General features: G+C 66.6%; 17 protein-coding genes and 2 pseudogenes. 7 read left to right on the plus strand and 12 right to left on the minus strand.

From position 1 onward, the window contains the following. Positions 1-344 precede the first annotated feature (344 nt). Together F618_RS0112255 and F618_RS0112260 are read right to left on the minus strand one after the other, a co-directional pair. Entirely contained in the window at positions 345-2,012 is a 1,668-nt protein-coding gene (locus F618_RS0112255; RefSeq protein WP_018939084.1) for a Na/Pi symporter, read from the minus strand. A gap of 48 nt (positions 2,013-2,060) precedes the next feature. After that, a pseudogene (locus F618_RS0112260) lies at positions 2,061-2,615 on the minus strand (sodium-dependent transporter); the annotation flags it as partial. Positions 2,616-2,618: 3 nt separating this feature from the next. Here F618_RS0112260 and F618_RS14915 point away from each other — a divergent pair. After that, positions 2,619-3,051: pseudogene (locus tag F618_RS14915) on the plus strand (aminotransferase class I/II-fold pyridoxal phosphate-dependent enzyme); the annotation flags it as partial. Positions 3,052-3,075: 24 nt separating this feature from the next. Here the strand turns inward: F618_RS14915 and F618_RS0112275 are convergent. Both F618_RS0112275 and F618_RS0112280 read right to left on the minus strand, forming a co-directional pair. Further along, positions 3,076-4,449 carry a sodium-dependent transporter gene (locus F618_RS0112275; protein WP_019568732.1) on the minus strand — a complete coding sequence of 458 codons (1,374 nt, stop codon included), beginning with the start codon at positions 4,447-4,449 and terminating at the stop codon, positions 3,076-3,078. Positions 4,450-4,452: 3 nt separating this feature from the next. Next, positions 4,453-6,090, minus strand: coding sequence for an alpha-D-glucose phosphate-specific phosphoglucomutase (locus F618_RS0112280; protein WP_019568733.1), 1,638 nt, complete (start codon positions 6,088-6,090; stop codon positions 4,453-4,455). A gap of 428 nt (positions 6,091-6,518) precedes the next feature. Between F618_RS0112280 and F618_RS0112285 the strand changes: the two genes are divergently transcribed. Then, entirely contained in the window at positions 6,519-7,004 is a 486-nt protein-coding gene (locus F618_RS0112285) for a DUF1249 domain-containing protein (protein WP_018145970.1), read from the plus strand. A gap of 44 nt (positions 7,005-7,048) precedes the next feature. On the opposite strand, the gene F618_RS0112290 is transcribed toward F618_RS0112285, so the two are convergent. After that, the gene (locus F618_RS0112290; RefSeq protein ID WP_019568734.1) at positions 7,049-9,184 is read right to left on the minus strand and encodes an EAL domain-containing protein; all 2,136 of its coding nucleotides are present in this window, start codon (positions 9,182-9,184) and stop codon (positions 7,049-7,051) included. Between the two features lie 24 nt (positions 9,185-9,208). Then, positions 9,209-11,338 carry an HDOD domain-containing protein gene (locus F618_RS0112295; RefSeq protein WP_019568735.1) on the minus strand — a complete coding sequence of 710 codons (2,130 nt, stop codon included), beginning with the start codon at positions 11,336-11,338 and terminating at the stop codon, positions 9,209-9,211. 208 nt (positions 11,339-11,546) lie between these two features. Here F618_RS0112295 and F618_RS0112300 point away from each other — a divergent pair, with 208 nt between their 5' ends. Then, a complete protein-coding gene (locus F618_RS0112300) occupies positions 11,547-12,995 on the plus strand; it encodes a MinD/ParA family protein (RefSeq protein WP_019568736.1) in 1,449 nt (482 codons plus the stop codon). Positions 12,996-13,017: 22 nt separating this feature from the next. Here the strand turns inward: F618_RS0112300 and F618_RS15675 are convergent, their stop codons facing one another. Beyond that, positions 13,018-13,194, minus strand: a complete 177-nt coding sequence (locus tag F618_RS15675; protein WP_018145966.1) for a PLDc N-terminal domain-containing protein — start codon at positions 13,192-13,194, stop codon at positions 13,018-13,020. A 174-nt stretch (positions 13,195-13,368) separates the two neighbouring features. On the opposite strand from F618_RS15675, the gene F618_RS0112310 reads away from it, so the two are divergent. Then, complete coding sequence (locus F618_RS0112310; protein ID WP_018951260.1) at positions 13,369-13,818, plus strand: YaiI/YqxD family protein; 450 nt, start codon at positions 13,369-13,371, stop codon at positions 13,816-13,818. Between the two features lie 14 nt (positions 13,819-13,832). Here F618_RS0112310 and F618_RS0112315 read toward each other — a convergent pair whose 3' ends face one another. Then, positions 13,833-14,039 (minus strand): hypothetical protein, encoded by a 207-nt coding sequence (locus F618_RS0112315; protein ID WP_019568737.1) that lies wholly within the window; start codon positions 14,037-14,039, stop codon positions 13,833-13,835. 234 nt (positions 14,040-14,273) lie between these two features. Between F618_RS0112315 and F618_RS0112320 the strand changes: the two genes are divergently transcribed. The 3 genes from F618_RS0112320 (at position 14,274) to F618_RS0112330 (ending at position 17,224) form a co-directional block, all read left to right on the plus strand. Next, a complete protein-coding gene (locus F618_RS0112320; protein ID WP_019568738.1) occupies positions 14,274-14,648 on the plus strand; it encodes a hypothetical protein in 375 nt (124 codons plus the stop codon). Positions 14,649-14,701: 53 nt separating this feature from the next. Then, complete coding sequence (locus tag F618_RS0112325; protein WP_019568739.1) at positions 14,702-15,028, plus strand: non-heme iron oxygenase ferredoxin subunit; 327 nt, start codon at positions 14,702-14,704, stop codon at positions 15,026-15,028. Between the two features lie 213 nt (positions 15,029-15,241). Continuing rightward, positions 15,242-17,224 carry a DUF1631 family protein gene (locus tag F618_RS0112330; protein WP_019568740.1) on the plus strand — a complete coding sequence of 661 codons (1,983 nt, stop codon included), beginning with the start codon at positions 15,242-15,244 and terminating at the stop codon, positions 17,222-17,224. Between the two features lie 272 nt (positions 17,225-17,496). Here F618_RS0112330 and cysZ read toward each other — a convergent pair whose 3' ends face one another. The 4 genes from cysZ to queF all read right to left on the minus strand — a co-directional run bounded on the left by cysZ (position 17,497) and on the right by queF (position 20,551). Beyond that, positions 17,497-18,225: a sulfate transporter CysZ gene (gene cysZ / locus F618_RS0112335; RefSeq protein WP_019568741.1), complete on the minus strand. Its 729-nt coding sequence runs from the start codon at positions 18,223-18,225 to the stop codon at positions 17,497-17,499. 10 nt (positions 18,226-18,235) lie between these two features. Continuing rightward, positions 18,236-18,445 (minus strand): DUF3185 family protein, encoded by a 210-nt coding sequence (locus F618_RS0112340; RefSeq protein WP_018650312.1) that lies wholly within the window; start codon positions 18,443-18,445, stop codon positions 18,236-18,238. A 376-nt stretch (positions 18,446-18,821) separates the two neighbouring features. Further along, positions 18,822-20,117 carry an FGGY-family carbohydrate kinase gene (locus tag F618_RS0112345; RefSeq protein WP_019568742.1) on the minus strand — a complete coding sequence of 432 codons (1,296 nt, stop codon included), beginning with the start codon at positions 20,115-20,117 and terminating at the stop codon, positions 18,822-18,824. Positions 20,118-20,128: 11 nt separating this feature from the next. Further along, a complete protein-coding gene (gene queF / locus F618_RS0112350; RefSeq protein WP_019568743.1) occupies positions 20,129-20,551 on the minus strand; it encodes a preQ(1) synthase in 423 nt (140 codons plus the stop codon). Positions 20,552-20,715 lie beyond the last annotated feature (164 nt).

Here is a 20,715-nt window from a genome sequence, read left to right on the forward strand (position 1 = left end):
CGGTTGAACCCCAGGATCAGTGTCTTCGGGCCAGGGCATGAGAGGCCGGTGAGGAGAACCCCTGGCGCTCCTATGAGGTGCGCCCTTCCCCGGAAGGGCCGACCCTCGACTGTAGAGAAGGGCAGCTCCGCGACGAAGTGAAGTCCGGTCGGTAACCAACCCACGTATATCAGAGTGATCCACCGTCGCAATTCGCTTCTCGTGCCCTGACCCGAAGACATTGAAACAAGGAGGCCTCTATCGAACGCTATAGCCAACCGTTGACAGGTCAATCCATATCAGGAGGCTAGCCCTCTGGCCGAAGGGGCGCTGGCGAGGCCAAGATCGCCGAAAGTACGCGGCTCCTATGCGCTGGTGGCTGCGGTTTCGGGGGCCTCGTGGCGAGCGCCCTCCGGGGAGGCCAACAGCAGGGAGTAGCGGCGCAGCAGCCAGACCCCGCGCTCGAACAGGCTGGTGGCACCGAACACTGCGTCGCGCGTGCTGCCGACGAGTTCGCCGCCGGTCAGTAGACGGCGCCGGATCGAGTCCATCAGTTCCGATCGATCATGGGTCAGCGACTGCAGCAGTTCGATGTCGTCGGCATCCTCGGTACGCGCCGCATCGTTCAGCGTCAGCAGCATCATGTGGAGGGTCTCGATCAGGCCATGGGTCAGCGCACGCGCCTCGGCCGAGTCCTTGCCAGTGCGCGCGCGTTCGACCTCGATGACCAGGTCGTTGAGGGTCTCCTGCAGCGACCCGATCAGTTCGTTCCGGCTCTTCAATACGATCGCATGGTCCAGGGTGGCGCCGCTGAGGGCGCCAGACAGGATCTCGTCCAGGAATTGTGCCGTCGCGTCCGCGACCTGGGTTCCGCCGCGCTGCAGGCTAACGCGGTCGTGACGGGGCTGTGGAATCTCGTCGCGCACGCCGTCGAGATATTCCGGCAGATGCCGCAGCAGGCGCAGCTGCTCCTGTTCAGCGAGCATCAGGGCACTGCCCGCGTCGTTCTGGGCCCCGGCGTACAGGTACTTCGGCTTTCCCAGGGTCTCCTCCGCGGTGGGTGGGGCCTTGCGTTCGAGATAGTCGGCGACGCGGTGGTGGAACGGGTGCATGACCATGTCGCAGGCAATCTGATAGAGCACATAGGAGAACGCGATCTGGAAGCCAATCCCGACCGGGAGTGCGGCCAGCAAGGCCGCGACCAGCGGGATGCCGCCGTAGAACTCGATCCAGAACAGTGGAAGCAGCAGGGCCAACCCCATGGCCTTGAGGATAAACTGGTACAGCGCTAGCTGCCGCCCGAGCCCCTTGTGCGAGGCGGCCAGCACAAGGGTGCTGATGCCCGTGCCGAAGCCCGCGCCGTAGACCACCATCAGCCCGTACTCCAGATCAATCACGCCACTGGCGGCCAAGGCCATGGTGACGATGGTGATGCTGGAGGCGGAGTGGGCGATGACCGCGAATACCAGCCCCGTCACGAACGCGATCAGCAGGGATTGCGCCGAGAGGGACATCAGTTCGGTCATCCAGGGGAGGTCGGCCAGCGGCTTGGCCCCCTCCTTGATGAAGATCAGGCCCAGAAACAGCAGCCCAATGCCGAGCAGCGCGCGGATCAGATGGCGCAGGCGAGCGGACTGGTCGCGATCGAAATAGAACAGCAGACCGGTCACACCCACCAGGATGAACACCATCAGGCTCAGGTCCAGGGCGGCGATCAGCACCAGCAGCGAGGTCCCGAGATTGGCGAAGTTGATGACCGGCTGGGCACGGCGCGCATCCAGCACGCCTGCGGTCACTAGCGAGATCAGCACGAAGATTACGGCGTGGATGCTCTGGCTGATGGCCCCGCCTACTAGTCCCAGCGCGGCAGCCGAACGATCGCTTGCGGTTGCCCGTCCGACCAGGGTGCGCAGGCGCCGATCCGCCAACTGGCGCAGATGTTCGCTGATCAGGCGGATCCCGACGAAGAACAGCCCGAGTCCCGCGAACAGGGTGGCGGCGATCTCGAACGTGACGATCCATTCATCATTCATGGGCGTATTCTAACGGTGCCTGAGGACGAAACGTGCAGCGGGCGTCGTTCACAACGGCAGATGGCCGCCCAGGTCCGACAGCTGCCAAAAGAGGCCGAGCAGGGCCGCGGGCGCGAGATAGCGCAGGATCGTGCGCCGTAACGAGTCGGTGATTCGCCACTGTCCCATCTCGCTGGCGGCGATCTGGTTGGGGGTGACCCAGCCCGCGAACAGGGCGATCAGCAATCCGTTCATGGGTAGCAGGATATTGATTGAGGCATGCTCGATCAGGTGGTAGAGCGTGGGCAATTCTCGCCCCAGCAGGGTTAGCTCGATCTGCGCCCATTCGGCATCGGTAAACGAGGCAATGGTGATCAGGCTGAGCCCCCAGATTGCGAGTCCGGAGATCATCGCAGCCCCGGCCGGATGCATCCCGAAGCGCTCCCTTAGCAGGTGCATGAAGACCTGCACATTGGCCATCATGGTGCTGAATACCCCGATACTCAGGACCACGAAAAATACGGTCGCGCGCAGCACACCCGCCGGGATTGCCGAGAGTGCCAGGGGCAGAGCCTCGAATATCAGACCCGGCCCCGCGGCGGGGTTCAGCCCATGGGCGAACACGGGCGCCTGGGCTGGATGGTGGTGCCGGAGACCTGGGTGGACCCGGTGCGGCGCCTGGCACAGAATCTGTGTGTGGCCCCAGCCAGCATGGCCCAGACCGCGGCGCTGGCGGCCTTCGCGCCCGAGACCGAGGCGTTGCTGCAATCGCGGGTGCGCGAGCTGAAACGCCGTCGGGACGTGCTGCTGGAGGCGCTGCCGGGGCTCGGGTTGGAGGTCCAGGCGCGGCCGGAGGGCGCGTTCTAAATCTATGCCGACTGTACCGCCCACGGCCCGGACTCCGAGGTCCTTTGCGCGCATCCTGGACACGGTCGGTGTGGCCCTGACGCCGGGGACGGATTTCAGCCCCAGCCGGGGCCGGGACTACCTGCGCATCGCCTATACCCAGTCCGAGTCCCGCCTGCGCGAGGCCGTCGCGCGCCTGCGGGGCTTGTTGTGATCCCCCTGGCCGCACTCCGTCGGGCTATATCCAACCGGCCAGATTCAACAGGAGTGCACCGAGTCCGATTGGCGCAACATAGCGGAGCACGAGGCGCCAGATGGTGAACGCGAAGGGGGCCAGGGCGAGCTCGTCGCGGGCCACGCGGGTATGCACAACCCAGCCGGCAAATACCGCGATCAACAGGCCCCCCAACGGGAGCATCAGGTTGATGGCCACGTGTTCGATGGCGTGGTAGACGGTCGGGATCTCGCGGCCCAGCAGGGTGATGTCCAGGCGTGTCCAGGCCGCTCCGCTGAACGAGAACACACTGGCCAGGCTCAGCAGCCAGACCGCGCCGCCACACACCAGGACGGCGAGCACGCGGGACGCATGCAGGCGCTCGTGAAACAGGTGCACGAAGGCCTGAACATTCGTGATCATGGTGCTGAATGCGGCCAGGCTCAGGGTGGCGAAGAACAGGGTCGTCAGCAGGACGCCGGCGGGCACGGCCGCCAGTGCCAGCGGCAGGGTCTGAAACATCAGCCCGGGGCCTTCGGCCGGGTCGAGCCCGAAACCGAACACGATGGGGAAGATCGCCAGCCCCGCGATCAGGGCGACCGCAGTATCCGCCAGTGCCACGCCAATGGCAGTGCGGCCGATGGACGTGTGCTGTGGCAGGTAGGCGCCGAACATCATCAGCACCCCGGAGGCCAGCGTCATGGTGAAGAACGCATGGCCCACCGCGATCAATACACCGTGCGAGGTCAGCGCGGAGAAGTCCGGCCGCAGCAGGAAATCCAGCGCCTGGCGGACATCCCCAATCCACCAGGCGCTGGCCAGTGCGGTCAGCAGCAGGACCAGCAGCACCGGCATCAGCACATGCAGCCAGCGTTCCAGCCCCTGGCGCAGGCCCAGGGCGACAATGCCGAAGGCCAGGGTAACGGCGAGGGTGCTCCAGGCGAGCATCTCGGCGGGGGAGGCCGTCATGGCGGCGAACACTCCCGCCACCTGGTCTCCGTCGGCGCCGACAAAGGCGCCGGTGGCGGCCTTGTGGATGTAGGAGAAGGCCCAGCCGGTGATCACCACGTAGAAGCTCATGATCAGAAAGGCGGAGAACAGGCCCAGCCAGCCGACCAGCTGCCACAGGTCGTGGGCGCCGCTCTCGCGAGCCACTTCGCGGGCCGCGTATCCAGGCGAGCGGCGGCCCCGGCGACCGATCATGACCTCCGCCATCATGATCGGTATGCCGATCAGGACGATGCAGCCGAGGTAGATCGCGAGAAAGGCGCCACCCCCGTTCTGGCCGAGGATGTAGGGAAACTTCCACACGTTACCCAGCCCCACCGCCGAGGCCGTGGCTGCGAGGAAGAAGGCATAGCCGTGGCTCCAGCGCTGCGCAGTGGCAGTGATCGTCATCCGTCAGGTGATGACGTCGGGCTTCTCGCGGCGGGTCAGGCCGGGGATGTCGCCCAGGCGGGAGGCGGCGTCAATAAGCGGGCCCAGCAGTTCCTGAGGGTCGGCATCGAGGTGTTCGGGATGGGTCTCGTGCTGCTCGATATACAGGCGCAGGGTGGCGCCCTCGGTGCCGGTGCCGGACAGGCGGAAGACGATGCGGGCACCGCTCTCGAACAGTACCCGCAGGCCCTGGTGCTCGGTCAGGCTGTTGTCCACCGGATCGCGATAGGCGAAGTCGTCCGCCTGGGCGACGCGCATGCCGGCCAGGGACTGGCCCGGCAGTACCGAGAGCTGCTCGCGGATGCGCGCCATCACCTGTTCGGCCCGTTCGCTCTCCACCGCTTCGTAGTCGTGGCGCGTGTAGTAGTGGCGGCCGTACTGGCGCCAGTGATCACGCACGATCTCCTCGACCGACTGGCGGCGTACGGCCAGCAGGTTCAGCCAGAACAGCACGGCCCACAGGCCGTCTTTCTCGCGTACGTGATCGGAACTGGTGCCGAAGCTCTCTTCGCCGCACAGGCGGATGCGCCCGTCGTCCAGCAGGTTGCCGAAGAATTTCCAGCCGGTGGGGGTCTCGAAGCAGGGGAGGGCCAGCTTCTCGGCGACCACGTCCACGGCCTGGCTGGTGGGCATGCTGCGGGCCACGCCCTTCAGGCCGTCGGCGAACGCCGGGATGTGATGGGCGTTGGCGGCCATGATGGCGAGGCTGTCCGACGGCGTGACGAAGAAGCGGCGCCCGAGGATCATGTTGCGGTCGCCGTCGCCGTCCGACGCGGCCCCGAAATCCGGGGCATCCCTGCCGAACAGGGCCTCGCTCAGTTCACGCGCATGGGACAGATTCGGGTCCGGGTGACGGCCGCCAAAGTCGGCCAGCGGTTCCGCGCGCAGGATGGTGTCGGCCGGGGCGCCGAGGCGGTTGATCAGGATCTCCTCGGCGTACGGGCCGGTAACCGCGTGCATGGAGTCGAAGCGCATGCGGAAATGGTCGGATCGCAGCAGTTCGCCGATGCGGTCAAAGTCGAACAGCGTGGCCATGTAGTCGGCGTAGGTGCCCACGGGGTCGACGACCTCGATGTCCATGTCGCCCATCTGTACTGCGTGTAGATGATCGATGTCGACATGCTCAGCGCCGTTGGCGATCCGGTAATGGCTGATGCGGGTGCTCTGTTCGAAGATCGCGTCGGTCACCGAGTGCGGGGCCGGGCCACCGTTGGCGGTGTTGAGCTTGATGCCGAAATCCCCCTCCGGCCCGCCCGGGTTGTGGGAGGCGGACAGGATCAGGGCGCCCGTGGCCCCCCGAGACCGGATCAGGTACGAGGCGGCCGGCGTGGACAGCAGTCCGCCATACCCGATGGCGACCTTCTGCACCCCGTTGGCTGCGGCCATGCGCAGGATGACCTGGATCGCCTCGCGATTGTGGAAGCGCCCGTCGCCGCCGACCAGCAGTTCGCCGTTCTTCAGGTCCGGGCAGGCATCGAAGACGCTCTGGATGTAATTCTCCAGATAGTGCGGCTGGCGGAACTGCCGGACGCGCTTGCGCAGGCCGGAGGTGCCGGGTTTCTGATCGGGAAAGGGCTGGGTCGTGACGACACTTATGTCCATGGGTCGCTCATCCTTGTTGTCCAGGGAGACGCTGAGCAATGCGGACGCTCGCGCTCGAGTCGATTCTGTGGCCTGACAGGGCGTGGTGACTGGCGTGCAGTCGCTCGGCACAAGGGAGTCGCCTTGCGGGCAACGGGCCCGTTTTCATCCAGCACGGGCGGCCGAGTCCCGTTTTTCGATGGCTTGTGAGGATGGTGCCCCGTGTTCCGCAATCCTGTGTTGCGCCTTGATGAGGACAGGAACGGGCCGGTAGCACCACCACCGGACTGCGTGCCGGGCCGGGTCTCGGAGAACATGGACACCAACGCGTGCGAGTACAACATTGCTCGGCACCTCCCCTGTCGACGTTACCAAAAAGCCCTGGGGGTGTCCTGCTCTGGATGCGGACAATCGGTGTCCCGCGAAACGGTGCTGTTAGACTGCGCGACATGTTGCTGGAGCGTAAGACCCCGTCCCATCTGGAGCCCAGGCCCGAGAGCTTTGCGGCGCTGATGGAGATGTACGAGGAAAACTACCTCGCACTGCGGCGTTTGTGCCCGGAGCTCGAGCGGCAGCCGTTGCGGTCGGTCTCGCGGGTCGAGGGTGCGCTGGATCTGTATCTGGAGGTGCTGGAGCGCACCCGCTACACGACCACGCTGCACCTGACCTACCGGTTCGACCACCAGGGCGAGCGTCGGCAACAGCCGGACATGCGCGTACGCATGTTCCATGATGCGCGGCAGGCGGAGGTGCTGGAACTGCACTGCCGCACGATGGGCGACGGTCGCGCGCCAGAGATGCTGACCGGTCACCCGGGCCTGGTCTGCCGCTGGAGGCATAACCGGTTCCTGTACAAGTGGCTGCGCTACTGCCTGCGCCAGGGACACCGCTTCCTGGCCGATGCGGCGCCTGAGGTGGTCGCGGCCGATTCGTAGGGACACGCAAGGGAGTCGCAGCGTCCCCCGGGTTGCCGGAGAGGCTACTGGCAGGTAGTGGGTGCGGCGAAGAGGGCCTCGTTCTCCAGCAGGGTATGCAGTGGCGCCGGCTGGCCGAACAGGAAGCCCTGAATCATCGGGCACTCCAGGTCGCGCAGATAGTCGCGGTGGGCCTCGGTCTCGACCCCCTCGGCCACGATGTTCATGTGCAACCCGCGGGCCATGGAGATGATCGCGTTGACGATGCAGGCCTCGTCCTCGCGGCAGATCGTATGGGTAAAGCTGCGGTCGATCTTGAGCGTGTGAATCGGCAGCTTCTGCAGGTAGCTTAGCGACGAATAGCCGGTGCCGAAGTCATCCACCGCGATCTGCACGCCGGCGGCCCCTAGACGGTTCAGCTTGTGCACCGTGTCCGGGGTGTCGCTCATCAGCAGGTTCTCGGTGATCTCGACCTCCAGAAGGTCGGGCGGGAAGCCCGTATCGCCCAGGATGCCGAGGAAGTCCTCGACGAAGTCGTCACGCTCGACCAGCACGGGCGACAGGTTCACCGCCAGGCGCAGCTCCGGGTAACCGGCGCGGCTGTGGCGCTGCATTTCGCGGATGGCGGTGCGCAGGGTCAGACGGTCGAGATCCACAATCAGGCGGGTCTCCTCGGCGACCGGGATGAACTCGGCCGGGCCCAGCAGCCCGAGCGTCGGGTGATCCCAGCGGATCAGGGCCTCGACGCCCACCATATGCCCGGTTTCCGTATCCACCTGCGGCTGGTAGAGGATGTGAAACTCGTCGCGCTCGAGTGCGCGGCGCATGTCCTGTTCCAGTTGCAGTCGCCGCGGCGGATGGCCGCCCATGTCCGGGCTGTACACGCGCACACCCGTCTTGCCGCTGCTCTTCTCGCGGTACATTGCGATATCCGCATTCTTGATCAGGGCCTCGAGGTTGTCGCCGGCATCCGGGTAGATCGCGATGCCGATGCTGGCCCCGACGAACAGCTCCTGGTCGCCGATCTTGAACGGGGCCTGCAGGCTTTCCAGGATCTTGTCGGCTACCTGGATGGCGGCCTCGTTGCTGGCCAGTCCCGGGATCAGCAGCGTGAATTCGTCGCCGCCGAAGCGTGACAGCGTGTCGCCCTTGCGGATGCAGGCTTGCAGCCGCTGGCCGACCTCCTGCAGCAGGCGGTCGCCCATGGTGTGACCGAGGGAATCGTTGATCACCTTGAAGCGGTTCAGGTCGATGAACAGCACCGCCAGCTGGGTGCCCGAGCGCTGCGCATGCGAGATGGCCACATCCACCCGGTCGCGGAACAGGGCACGGTTGGGCAGTCGGGTCAGGAGGTCGTGATAGGCCTGGAAGTTGATGAAGGCCTCGGATTCCTTGCGGTCGGTGATATCCCGTGCCGTGCCGTAGATCAGCGTTTCGCCGTTGTCCGCGTCGTCGCTGTTGCTGGACGGCCACACCGCGACCTCGAAGAAGCGGCGGGTGCGCGAAGGCGTGCCGGGCTTCAGGGCCAGTTCCACCGAGCGGATGTGGGGGTGCGGGCTGGCGGCCTGTTCGAAGAAGTATTCCGCCTTGTCGCGATCCTCGGGTTCGACGAGGTCGAACACCGAGCGGTCGATCAAGTCGCGGCGGGCATGGCCCAGTAGCTCGTGGACACGTGAATTGACGAAACGGAAGCGATGGTCGGCGCCGAGAACAAAGACAATATCCGGGGAGTTATTGACGATCACCCGGTGCAGGCGCTCGGACTTCTCCAGGCGGGCCCGCATGGTCCGATTGGCGTCCTCCAGCGCCTTGTGGTGCAGGGCATTGCGGACGGTGGCCAGTAACTCGGCGGGCTCGTAGGGCTTTTTCAGATAGTCGTGGGCGCCCTCGCGCAGCGCCCCGGCGACATCCTCCACCGTGCTGTTGCCACTGACGACCACGGTGAGGGTCTCGAGCCCGGCGGCTTGCATGAAGCGCAGCACGTCCAGTCCGTTGAGTTCCGGCATGGTCAGGTCGAGCAGCAGCAGGTCGTAGTGCTTTTCGCGCAGGGCCTCGATGGCCGCGCCACCCCCTGCGGCCGTCCGCACGGGGTAGCCCTGAATGGTCAGGAGTCCGCGCAGGCTCTCGAGCAGGCCGGGATCGTCATCGGCAATGAGGATTTTGACGGATTGCGGGTCGATCGGCGCGTCGCGTTCGGGCATCGGGGTCTCGTGGTCAGTAGCGAATCATTGTCGCGTCGTCCCTGATGCGCTCGCCAACCCCCGTGATGCGTGGGGCAGTGCGATTTCGAAGCGCGTCCCTGCGCTCCCGCTGGTGAATGAGAGTCCCGCACCGATCTCCTCGGTCAGGCGTTTGACGATGCTGAGTCCGAGCCCGGCATGGCCTGTGCCCTTGGTCGATGTCACAGGCGCGAATGCCGCGGCCTGGACCTCGGCAGGGAGCCCGGGCCCCTTGTCCTCTACCGACAGGGGCACAACCCTGCGGCCGTTCACGGTGGTTGGGGCACGGGTGGCGATGGTGATCTCCCCGCCGGATGCCTGGGCCTCGGCCGCGTTCTTCAGAAGATTGATGAGGATCTGCCGCAGGTGATCCGCGGGGGCCGACAGCGGTGGATCGGAGGGGGTCAGATCCAGGTGCAGGCGGACGCCTCGTGTGCGACAGAGTGAGCCGTCCACGATATCGGCGACTTGGCGGACCAGTGCATTCAGCGAGACCGGTCCGGTGTCCTCGTTCCCGGCAGCCTGCGGATCGCGCAGGCGCAGCAGGATGCGCCCGACCCGGTCGATTTCGTCCTTGATCAGGCCGAGCTCGTGGCGCGCTTCGTGTTCTTCGCCGAGCTTGTGATTCAGCACGCTCAGGTAGTTCTGGATGATACTGAGCGGGTTTCCGGCCTCGTGCACCGTGTCGCGGATGCGCTGCTCGGTGGCGCCGTCTGGGGCATCCGCCGGCTCGGGTGTGGCGACCAGCGCCCGGGCGATCTCGCGTGCGAGGGAGCCGATGAAGTCCGAGCGGGCCTCCAGGGCCTGCGCCTGACTGCGTGCAAGGCCCAGGATCAGCACCCCCGCGGGTTCCTGGCCGTCGGCGAGCAGCGGAAAGCTCCACAGGATTTCGGCTTCGCAGAGCCGGAACAGTTGCTGGTCGATCACGGGCAAGCCGGCGGCGTTCTCTTCCTCGTGGAGCTGAATCTCGCGATCCAGCAGCGTATCGGTCACCAGGCTGCGCCCGGGTAGCAGCGGCAGGGTGAAATCGGGGATCTCGTCGTCCTCCACCCAGGCGGCGACGGACTGGTGATCCGGGTCGATCAGAAACAGCAGGCTGTGGTCTATGCCCAGCGTCAGGTACAGGGTGCGGCGCGCGGCGGTGCAACGCTCCTGCAGGTCGGCCGCCCTGGCCAGTTCGCCATTCATGCGTTCCAGCTCGGTCAGATCACGGACGCGGGCGGCCAGTGCGCGCTCCGCCGCGTGATCGGTCTCCTCCGGCTTTTGATCCGCCGTGGTCCGGGTGGCGCCCAGATCGATTTCCAGTGATCCGGCAATTCGCCGCACATCCTCGGCCACGCGCCCGCGCAATTCGCGGGTCAATCCCTCGTTGAGGCCGAAAAGCGTATCCGCCGCGGCCAGGGCGGTCTCGTTGCACCCGGCCGCGGAATCCTGTGTGCCTGCGCCTGGCAGACAGCCCATTGCATGCGACAGGTTGACCAGTTTGACCAGGTGATGGGCGTCGCGCACGCGCTCGGCCGGTTCCAGGTGGTAGCGCACGGCATCGGCCAGGAACGGGCCCAGCCCCCAGGCCTCGAGGCATTCGCCGCCCAGTTCCCCGTAGTGTTGACTGTAGGTTGTGCGTTCGGTCTCGATCAGGTGGGGGTCGTCTTCGGCGGACTGGAGGATGGGCCAGTAATGCCCCTCGTCACCCACCAGGCGGACCAGGCGCCCGATGTCGATCAGCAGTCCGGCGAGGTAGGCCTCCTCGGGCCGCGGATAGCGGGTGAGGGTTGCGAGGACCTGTGCCAGGTTGGCGGTGGTCAGCGCCCGTTGCCAGATGGTGCGCAGGTAGCCGCGATGGCGCGGTCCGAACTCGCCGAACAACTGCTGGATCGACGCGGTCAGGGCCAGGCTGCGCACGGTATCCAGGCCCAGGCTGAACAGGGCGCGATCGATGGTGCGGCAGGTGGAGCCGCGATAGTAGAAGGGCGAGTTGGCGGCCTGCAGCAGGCGGCTGGACATGCCCGCGTCCTGCATGATCGCCTGGGCCAGGGACTGGAAATCGGCCTCATGGGCCTGGGTGGCGTCCAGCACCGGGATGAGCGCCTGGGGCAGGCTCGGTAGACCGTCCGTTGCCGTATTGACGCTCGTCATGCTGCTCCCCGGTCGCGTGCAGTCGGCCTGCCGCGCCTTTTGCCCTGTGTGCGTGTCCGGAACCGAACCTCTGATGCAGTCTGTCGGATCACCACTGGTTCCTGACTATACTGAGTGGTATTGCCCCGCGCCACCGAATGGGGTAGACCGACCGTGAGTTCGCCATCATTCTTTCCCAATGCCGATGAGTGCCATGCAGGAAGCCGCGATGTCCCGTCACAGCGCCTTGACGGATACCCGTTCCCGGGTCGCCGCGCGCCCGCGGGTTCTCGTCGTGGCCAGCGGCAAGGGCGGGGTGGGCAAGTCCAGCATCGCGGTGAACCTGGGGATCACGCTGGCGCGGCGGGGGCGGCGGGTCGGCATCCTGGATGGCGATACCGGCCTCGCCAACGTGAACATACTGCTGGGGTTGCGCCCGCAACAGGGCCTGGCGGAGGTCCTGGCGGGCGAATGTGGAATCCGCGATATCCTGCTGGAAGGGCCGCACGGCCTGAAGATCATCCCCGGCGCCAGCGGTATTCGCGAATATGCGGAGCTCTCCGGGGCGCATCAGCAGCGGCTGGCGGAGGAACTGGCGAACATCGAGGCGGATTTCGACGACCTGCTGCTGGATACCGCCGCGGGCATCGGTGATACCACGCTCGATTTCCTCGCGGCCGGGCACCAGGTCCTGCTGGTGCTGACGCCGGAACCGACCTCGCTGACCGATGCATTCTCCCTGCTCAAGCTGGCGTTGCGGCGTCAGGCCCTGGATGTCCGCGTGATCGTGAACATGGTGGCGGATGTCGCCGAGGCCCGCAGCGTCTTCCAGCGGTTTGCCAATGCCGTCGAGAAATATCTGCATACCCGGGTCGAATTTCTCGGCTTCGTCCAGCGCGACGAAAGCCTCCGCTCGGCCGTCACACTGCAGCACCCGGTCGCCCTGTTCGCCGAGAATGACCCCTCGGCGCGTCCGTTCCAGCGTCTGGCGAATGCCCTGGAAGACAGCCTTCCGCATGAAGACGCGCCAGCATTCAGCCTTTTCTGGCGGCGTCGTCTGCAGCAGGATGATCCGGCTGCGCATACGCCGTTGGGGGACGCCCGTCCACAAGCCCCGGCGCTCGCTGCGGAGCCGCCCTCGGTCGACCATGCCTCGGAAGCCTCGGAAGCCTCGGACGGTTTGGGCAGCGAAGAGGGTGTGCTCGGGCGCTTGCGCGCGGCGTTCGACGCGGCCCTGGAGGTCTCCGAGCCCGAGGCGCTGGCGGTGGAATTGGACGCCATGCACGAGCAGTACCGGGCGCGAACAGGCCGCGCTGCGATCGATCTGGTGGCACTGGTGGACGCGCTGCAGGCGGATCCGGAGGCCCATGCCGGGTTGCTGGGCCGTTTGCGTGCGCGGCTTGCGCCCGCGATGGACGCACCCCAAGACGTAGCGGCGCCGGCGACCATGCAAGCCGGGGAGGGTCGACGCCCCGGGGCTGACCGTCCTCCGCCCGATTTCGGCTGGAAGGGTCGGGACGAGTCGACCGCCAGGCCCGCTCGGGCGGGCTCCGCGTCTCGTGTGCCGGCAACTGCCTACGACGCGGCCCGTTTTGGTCCCCAGGAGGCGCTACTCGAGCGACTGCGTCAGGGGGGCGATGACGCGCCGACCCTTGCGGAGTTCCTGCGCCGGATGTGAGCGCCCGGTGCCTGGGTTGGGCCTACTTGGGCCCGAGCAGCAACCAGGCGATCAGACCGACCAGGGGAAGAAACAGCAGGATCAGGATCCACAGTACTTTCACTATGGGGGTCGCGGGGCTTTGTGCGGTGCGCACGATTGCCCAGATCACGATCAGCAGCCAGATCAGGCCCAGAATGCCGGTGACTTCAATGCCCATGTAATGCTCCTTGCGAGGCTTGGCCCGGAAAGGTCAAGCATGTTGGTTGACGTCTCCCAAGCAGATAGCACGTGTACCACCCCGGCGCCAATCCGAACGGTGAGGAAATGTGCCGGGCGCCGCAAACGACTACCCTGCGCCCCGATCATTAGCGAGCTTTCGGGAAGGAGAACCATGAAGATCTGGGTCGACGCGGATGCCTGCCCCGCGGTCATCAAGGAGATTCTGTTTCGTGCGGCGAAGCGCACGGGGGTTCCGGTCACGCTGGTGGCCAATCAGCCGATGCGCACGCCGCCGTCGAAGCTGATCGACTCGATCCAGGTCGGGGCCGGGTTCGACGTGGCCGACAACGAGATTGTCCGGCGTCTTGGCACCGGGGACCTGGTCATCACCGCGGACATCCCGCTCGCCGCGGATGTGATCGAGAACGGCGGGCAGGCGTTGAATCCCCGGGGCGAACTCTATACTCCCGACAACATCCGCGAGCGCCTCAGCATGCGCGACTTCATGGACACGCTGCGCTCCAGTGGGGTCGAGACCGGCGGCCCGGCGGCGCTGGGCCCGCGCGACCGCCAGGCCTTCGGCAATGCCCTGGATCGCTGGCTTGCTCAGAACGTGAAATAGCGTCCTCGGTCTCCCTAGATGCGTAGCTGGCGGATCAGTTTCAGGGTTTCGTTGGCGAGCTGTACCCAGTCATCATCCTGCGCGGTACTCCGGGATTCCTGCGCAACGGTGATGGAATGGTCCCGGCTGGGGCTGACAGTCCCTTGGCGGTATTCCTTCGGCGAGGATGGGCCGTTGTTCCAGGTCCGCGGGGCCTGATGATGGTGGCGTGAAGAGTTCACTGGTGGGGCCGTCCTTGATCGCGGGTGTGTGCGATTTACCTGCCCAGGGTAACGGCGGTGATGCCATCAGCTTGAGCGTGCACCTCCGAACGATAACGCTCCTGAAGCCCCGACGGGGCCGACGTCGCGCGAACGGATCCGGGTTTCCTTAGGCCCGTCATTCAGGGGTGAATGGGCGTGACATGGTGCAGTTTCGGTAGGCTGGAGCCGGATAAGCGTCGGCAGTCGCCGCGAGTGCAACTGGGAGAGAAGATCGTGCTGAAAGGGATCAATGCCGTGTGGCTGGGGCTGGCCATGACCGCCCTGCTGGTGGCTTGCGGGGGCGAGCGGGTATCGCCGGTGACCCTGGAACAGCTGGCTGCATCCGCGCCGGCCTTCAATGGCGAACTGGTGGAAACCGAGGGTGTCGTGAATCGTTTTGATGATCCGGAGCACTACTGGCTGGAAGACGACGCCATCAACCGCGTGGCGGTCAAGCCCGGGTCGGCGGTGCGTGATCACCTGGGCGAGAACTTGCGGGTGGTGGGGCGCTTCTCCTACCACCCGGAAGAGGGCCGGCGGATCGAGATCGATGCGGCCGCGACCGCGGCCCTGCGGGCGTCCCCCTGAGCTGCAAGCGCAGGGGGGCGATACCGGAAATTTTCAGAAGCAAAGGAGTCGTGATGACGGAATGGATTGACGTAGCCCCGGTCGGGACCATCCAGGATGGCGATCATCGCCTGGTGGAGACAGCGGATACCGAGGTGGCGATCTTTAACCTGGGTGGTGAATATTTTGCCGTGGAGAACCTCTGTACTCACGAGGATGTGCCCATCGCGGATGGTGAGATCGGCGCCGATGACTGCATCACGTGTCCGATGCACGAGGCCCAGTTCTGCCTGCGAACCGGCGAGGTGATGGCCGCGCCTGCCGAGGAACCACTGACCCGGTTCCCCGTGCGTGTCGAGGGCGAAATGGTTCAAGTGGGAACGCAGCCGCTGGAGCTTTAGGCAACGTCTCAGCAAGGGTCTCCCTGTCCGGTGCGAAACTGCGCTGGATGCCCCGCTTTGGTCGCGCCTGTACACTGTGGACGGGCTCACGCTGAACTAACGCGAGCCACCACGCAGCAATACGAGGACACCTCATCGATGGCAGGCAGGGAGCATACGGACAGGGAAGCACGGGCCGCGGACCCGGCCGCGGTCTGGTCGGGTCTGTCCGGTTTGTCGGATGCCCAGCGCCAGCAACTGGTGCGCGGGATCGTCCCGCGGGTGACCGATCACCTTGAGCGCTGCCTGGAATCCGTCGCGCAGGATTGGTCCGCTGGCGGTGACGAGGCCGACAGCGCGGAGTGGGCGAACCAGCTCCAAGGCTATCAATATGTGCTGCGTCGTCAGTTCGAGGAGGCCCTGGAGCGTGACTTTGTCTCCACAACCTACCCACCCGAGTACAAATTCTCCGGTTCCAGCTACGCCGATGACAACTCCGGCCTGCAAATCCTGGACGATTACCAGTCCACCCGCCGTTCCCTGCGCCACAAGCTCGAAGGGCTGGTCCGCGAGCAGAACCGCTACTCCTGGTTCGTGTTCCTCCAGGCCGCGCGCGAGGATCACCGCTTCGAGCACCCCGGCTGGGCGCCGTGGTCGCCGCTGAACTGGTACGAGCGCCTGATCGAGTCGGCCGAGGAACAGTTCGGCCGGACGGATATGACGCTGGGCCTGATGCGAGCCTACGTGCGTTGTCTGGGCCAGACGGCCGCACCGACCCTGGCCTTTGTGGTCGAGACAGTCGAGGGCTGCGGGCTGGTCAGAGAGCCGGTGTCCGAGGTCCCGGAGGGCGACTTGCCCGGAGCGTCGCCGCGTGCGAGCTGGGCCCATGCCACCCGGGAAGAGGGCCTCGCCACGGCGTCGGAATCGGCTGCGACGGAGAGCGCCGCACCTGCGGTTGGCGGAGCAGGGGGCCTTGCGGTCTCTGGTGCCGTGATGCCGGCCCCGGATGCCGGCGCGGCGGACTGGTTGCAGTGGGCCGCGGCGGCTGGCTGGCTGCCATCGGGCCATGGAGCTGCGGTAGGCGGCGGTGGCCCCGCGACCGCCGCCGTGGCGGACGAAGCCACGGCGGACCCACGGATCGAGAGCGTCATCGAAGGGGTGCTGGCCGGTGTATTCGCCGAGGTATCGCGTCACCTCGATTGCCATGCAGCGTTTCGCGCAATGATGCTGGAGCTGCAGCCGCTACTGGTACGTGCGGTTAGCCACGACCTCGAATTTTTCCATGACCCCGGGCATCCCTTGCGCGAATGGGTCGGTAGCCTGATCAATACGGGCGTACGGATCAGCCCCGAGGTCAGCGCGGACGACTCGGAGACGGTCCGCCGCTACCTGGAAGCCATGCGCCGGAGTATCGAGCACCTGGGGCGTGCGATCGATGATCTGGATCGCCCTGCGGCGCAGGCGCTGGCAGACGACTGGGCCGCCGCTGTGGCCGCGGAACACGAACACTGGCAGGCGCAGGCGGCCGAGTTCACGGGGCCGATGTGTCAGAGGGAACGCGCGGCCCGCGCCCGGCGCACCCTGACGGTCTGCGTACTGGAGACCGGGGCCGAGCTCCCGGAGTGTTCCGCCGAGCAGATCGTCGAGGCCTGGGAGGACCTGCTGGCAGTGGACGAGGCGGCTGTGCAGGTGCTGGATGGCCAGGTGCAGGAGCTCGTGCGGGCCATCTGCAACCAGGCGTCCCCAGACGAAGCGAATCCGCTGGTGCAGCGCATTGTGGCCACCGCACGTGAGCATGGCGCCGACGAGGCGCGCGTCAAGGCGGTCGTGCAGCACCTGGGGCAGGCCCATCTGCAACGGATCCGGGCCTCCGCCGACGAGCCGCGCTTCGATCCGCAGGCGCGCATCGAAGCGCGGCGGGCCGTGCGCCTCGAGGATGACGACCCCGACTTGTTGACCGATCTTGACGATCCCTGGGTCTTCGATGCCAGCCGGATCCGCACCGGCGAGTGGTTCGAGATGGTCGACAAGGCGACCGGGCAGTTTCACCGCATGGGCCTGGTCTGGCGCGGTGAGGCGACCCGCGGCTACCTGTTCCTGTCGCTGGATCTGGGCGCCAGCCGGCGCCACTCCCTGCAGGGTGTGGCCCAGGAACTGCGCGAGGGCCGCATGCGCCCGCTCCCCGACGACAACCCGCTGGATGCCCTGCTCGCCTGACCTGCGCCTTTGCGCCAAGGGTCAAAGGCCTTTATGGCACCTCGAAGCGCACGAAGGCACGAAGAGGCGTCAAGGGTGCGGCACCCGAGAGGGTCCGGAGACGGCAAGGGAATCGGGATGAGAACGTTGGTGCCGAGAGCCGTACGGGGTTTTCATGACGACGCGCCTGGTATTGGGCTTGAGGTACCCCGGACTATGGTGGAGGTATGGGCGTTGCGCCCTGTGAAAAGCCCCGTTCGGAGACGTTCGCGTCCATCTGGAGTGTCCCGACGTTAGGCCCGGGGCAGGCGCACTCGCAGGTGGGTCGCGCCGATGACCGCGGCCGGTACCAGCAGCAGATTCACTAGCGGGACCATTGCCAGCAGCGTGGTCCCGGCGCCGAAGCTCAGGGTCTCCAGCCGGTGGGCGCGCAGCATCGTGCGTACCTCGGCGAATGCCAGGCCGTCGTTGGCCAGTGGCGCCTCCAGGAATTCCACGGCCAGTACCCAGCTCCCGAACGTGAACCAGGCGATCGGGGCCAGCAGGTTCAGCCCGGGAATGATCGTGATCAGGAGTACGGGGATAAAAAGCAGGCCGTAGTAGCCGGCCTTGCGCAGCGCGGTTACGGTCGCGTGGCCCATCTCGCCAAGGAACGAGCGCGCCGGCTGGCGGGGCTCGTGGCCCAGCCCGCGGGCGGTGCGGTAGGCCAGTGGTCCGGAGAACGGGCTGGCGATGATCGCCGCCAGCGCGACGGCGGAGACCCCAAAGGCCACCAGCAGCGCCAGTGCGAACAGGGGCCACAGTAGCCAGGCGAGCCAGTCCCACCCGCCGGGCAGCCAGGCCGCCAGAAGGGCCTCGAAGCCGACCCCGGCGGCCGTCGCGAGCCCAATTACGACCAGGATGTTGATGATCAACGGGCCGATCACCAGACCGCGCAGGCCCGGGTCGAATACGCGCGCGAGCCCGCGAAACGGCGCGAGGAAGGCGAGCAGCGGCGTCAGGCGGAGGGTGCCGGCGGGCACGGATGTGTCCTTAGCGGCGCACCCCAAAGATCGCGAGTACGAGGCCCACGACGGACATGATCCCGCCGGCGATCAGGTACATGCGCGTGTCTTCCGTATAGCGCCCCATGAACTCCTGGTGCAGTTCCTCGCCCAGGCTTTCTGTGGCGTTGTAGCCCATCACCAGCAGGATGATGCCGCCCACCAGCAGTGCAATGCCGAGAATTCGCGTCCAGTGCATGTCGTATCCCCTTGTTGTTGGGTGCCTCCCCCGAATGTAGCACCGATCCGCACCCTCGGCGTCATGGCAGAGCACATCGTGGGACGGGTTTTGTGGGAACGGCCTGCCCGTGCCTTGTTCTGGCAAACAGCGCCGTAGGATGCGACGAGCGCAGCGAATCGCATCAATCACCGGGGGGCTGAGCAATGATGCGATTCGCTGCGCTCATCGCATCCTACGTTTGTTGTCCGAGTCCGGCTTTGTCGGGGACTTCGCGGCCAAGGCCGTTCCCATAAGATCCCCTCATGGAATGGGTGGCCCCACCCGGCATCGCGGTCGGCTTGCAGGCGAAGCCCCGGCCAAAGCGGGCGATTGCCGAGCCTCTCGGCCTGGCCGGTCAGCCCGTGAAACCCGGCTCCAGCCCCACGCCGATGCGCGCGAGCCGGGCGGCGCCGCTGGCGGCATCGTCGTCCTCGGCCGTGGTCACCGGCAATCCTAGGATCCGGCTGCGGAGGCGTGTCCACACGGGGTTCTGGGCGCCGCCACCCAGGGACACGACACGCTCCACGTGCGGGGCGCCCAGCTCGGTCAGGCGTTGGTAGCCGTCACGTTCCACGCGGGCAATCCCCTCGAACAGCCCCTGTAGGAAACGCGCGTCGTCCTCGGGGCGTGGGGTGAGGCGGGGTTGCAGCTCGGGGTCGTTGACCGGGAAGCGTTCGCCGCGGCGGGGCAGGGGGAGATAGTCGAGCCCGCTGTCGGTCTCGGGGTCGATCGTGGCGCTCAGCCGCTCCAGGGCCGCATCATCGAAGTGCTGGCGCAGCACCGCGCCGCCGCTGTTGGAGGCCCCGCCCACCAGCCAGCGCCCCAGCAGCCGGTGGCTGTAGATCCCGAGTTCCGGGGCGTAGATCGGCTCCGGGGCCAGCTGCTTGATCACCAGCGTGGAGCCCAGGCTGGTCACGCCCGTGGTGTCGTCGTCCACACCGGAGGCGAGGAACCCGGCGATGCTGTCGGTGGTGCCGGCGACCACCCGGCAGGCCGGGTTCAGCTGCAGCGATTCCGCCATTTCCGGGTCCAGCGGGCCCAGCACCGTCCCGGCCGGGACCACCTCCGGCAGTAGCGACGCGTCACTGCCCAGGGTCTCCTGCAGCCAGTTTGGCCAGCCGCCCCACAGCGCGTCGTAGCCGAGCTTCAGGGCGTTGTTCTCGTCCATGCGGTCGAAGCGCCCGCGCAGGCGTCCGGTAACCCAGTCGGCCTGGTGCAGGACGCGGCGCACGCCGGAGAGCCCCTCGTGGCGACGCAGCCACAACAGCTTGGCCGCCGACGAGCTGGGGCTGTGCACGGCGGAGTCCGCGGGCGCGACCCCGGCCAGTACCGACAGCATGTCGGTGGCCCGGGCATCGTTGTACATCAGGGCTGGATGGGTCGGGCGTCCGTCGGCATCCTGGCGCAGCAGGGTGGCGGAAGTGCCGTCCACCGCGATGGCGGCGGGCTCGCCGTGCAGATGCGTGGCCGCCTCGCGCAGCAACTCGCGCACGATGGCCCACCACAGCGCCGGGTTCTGTTCCGCCCGCTGCTCGTCACCCCCCACTGACGCCGGCAGTGCCCGGTGCGCGGTGTGGATGCGCGCCCCGTCCGGATCCAGCAGTGCGAGCCGGATCCCGGAGGTGCCCAGGTCAATCCCGATGGCGTGCATGGCGGGCTCGGTCAGCCGTTCATGTCCAGCGGGCTGCGCGTCGGCGTCGGCAGGTGCACCGGCTCCGGGGGCGTCCAGCCGGGCTTGCGATGTTCCGCAACCACCGTGGTATAGACGCCGCCACGCACGTTGAAATACGAGGTCAGGCGCATGTAGCGCGGGTCGGTCGCCGCCACCAGATCCGCCAGGATGCGGTTGGTGACCGCCTCGTGGAATGCGCCCTCATCGCGGTAGGACCACATGTAGTTCTTCAGCGACTTCAGCTCCACGCACTTGCCGTCGGCAACGTACTGGATATGAATCTCGGCGAAGTCCGGCTGCCCGGTGGCGGGGCACAGGCAGGTGAACTCCGGGACGCGGATATAGATCGCGAAATCGTTCTCCGGCGCCGGGTTGTCGAAGGTTTCCAGGGTCTTGCTCGGCTGGCTGGGCATGGGTTTGTCGCGTCCTCGGTCGTTCCTGTGGGAGCGGGCCTGCCCGCGAAGCCCCCGCCAAAGCGGGAGGCAAGGAAGGCATGGCGTGCAGGCGCGCCGCAGGGTTTTGTGTGGTTTCGTGAAACGGTTGGATTGTCGAACTGGCAGTGGGTCACGGTAAACGT

The sequence above is a fragment of the Thioalkalivibrio sp. ALMg13-2 genome (assembly GCF_000381185.1).
Taxonomy (GTDB): Bacteria; Pseudomonadota; Gammaproteobacteria; order Ectothiorhodospirales; family Ectothiorhodospiraceae; genus Thioalkalivibrio; species Thioalkalivibrio versutus.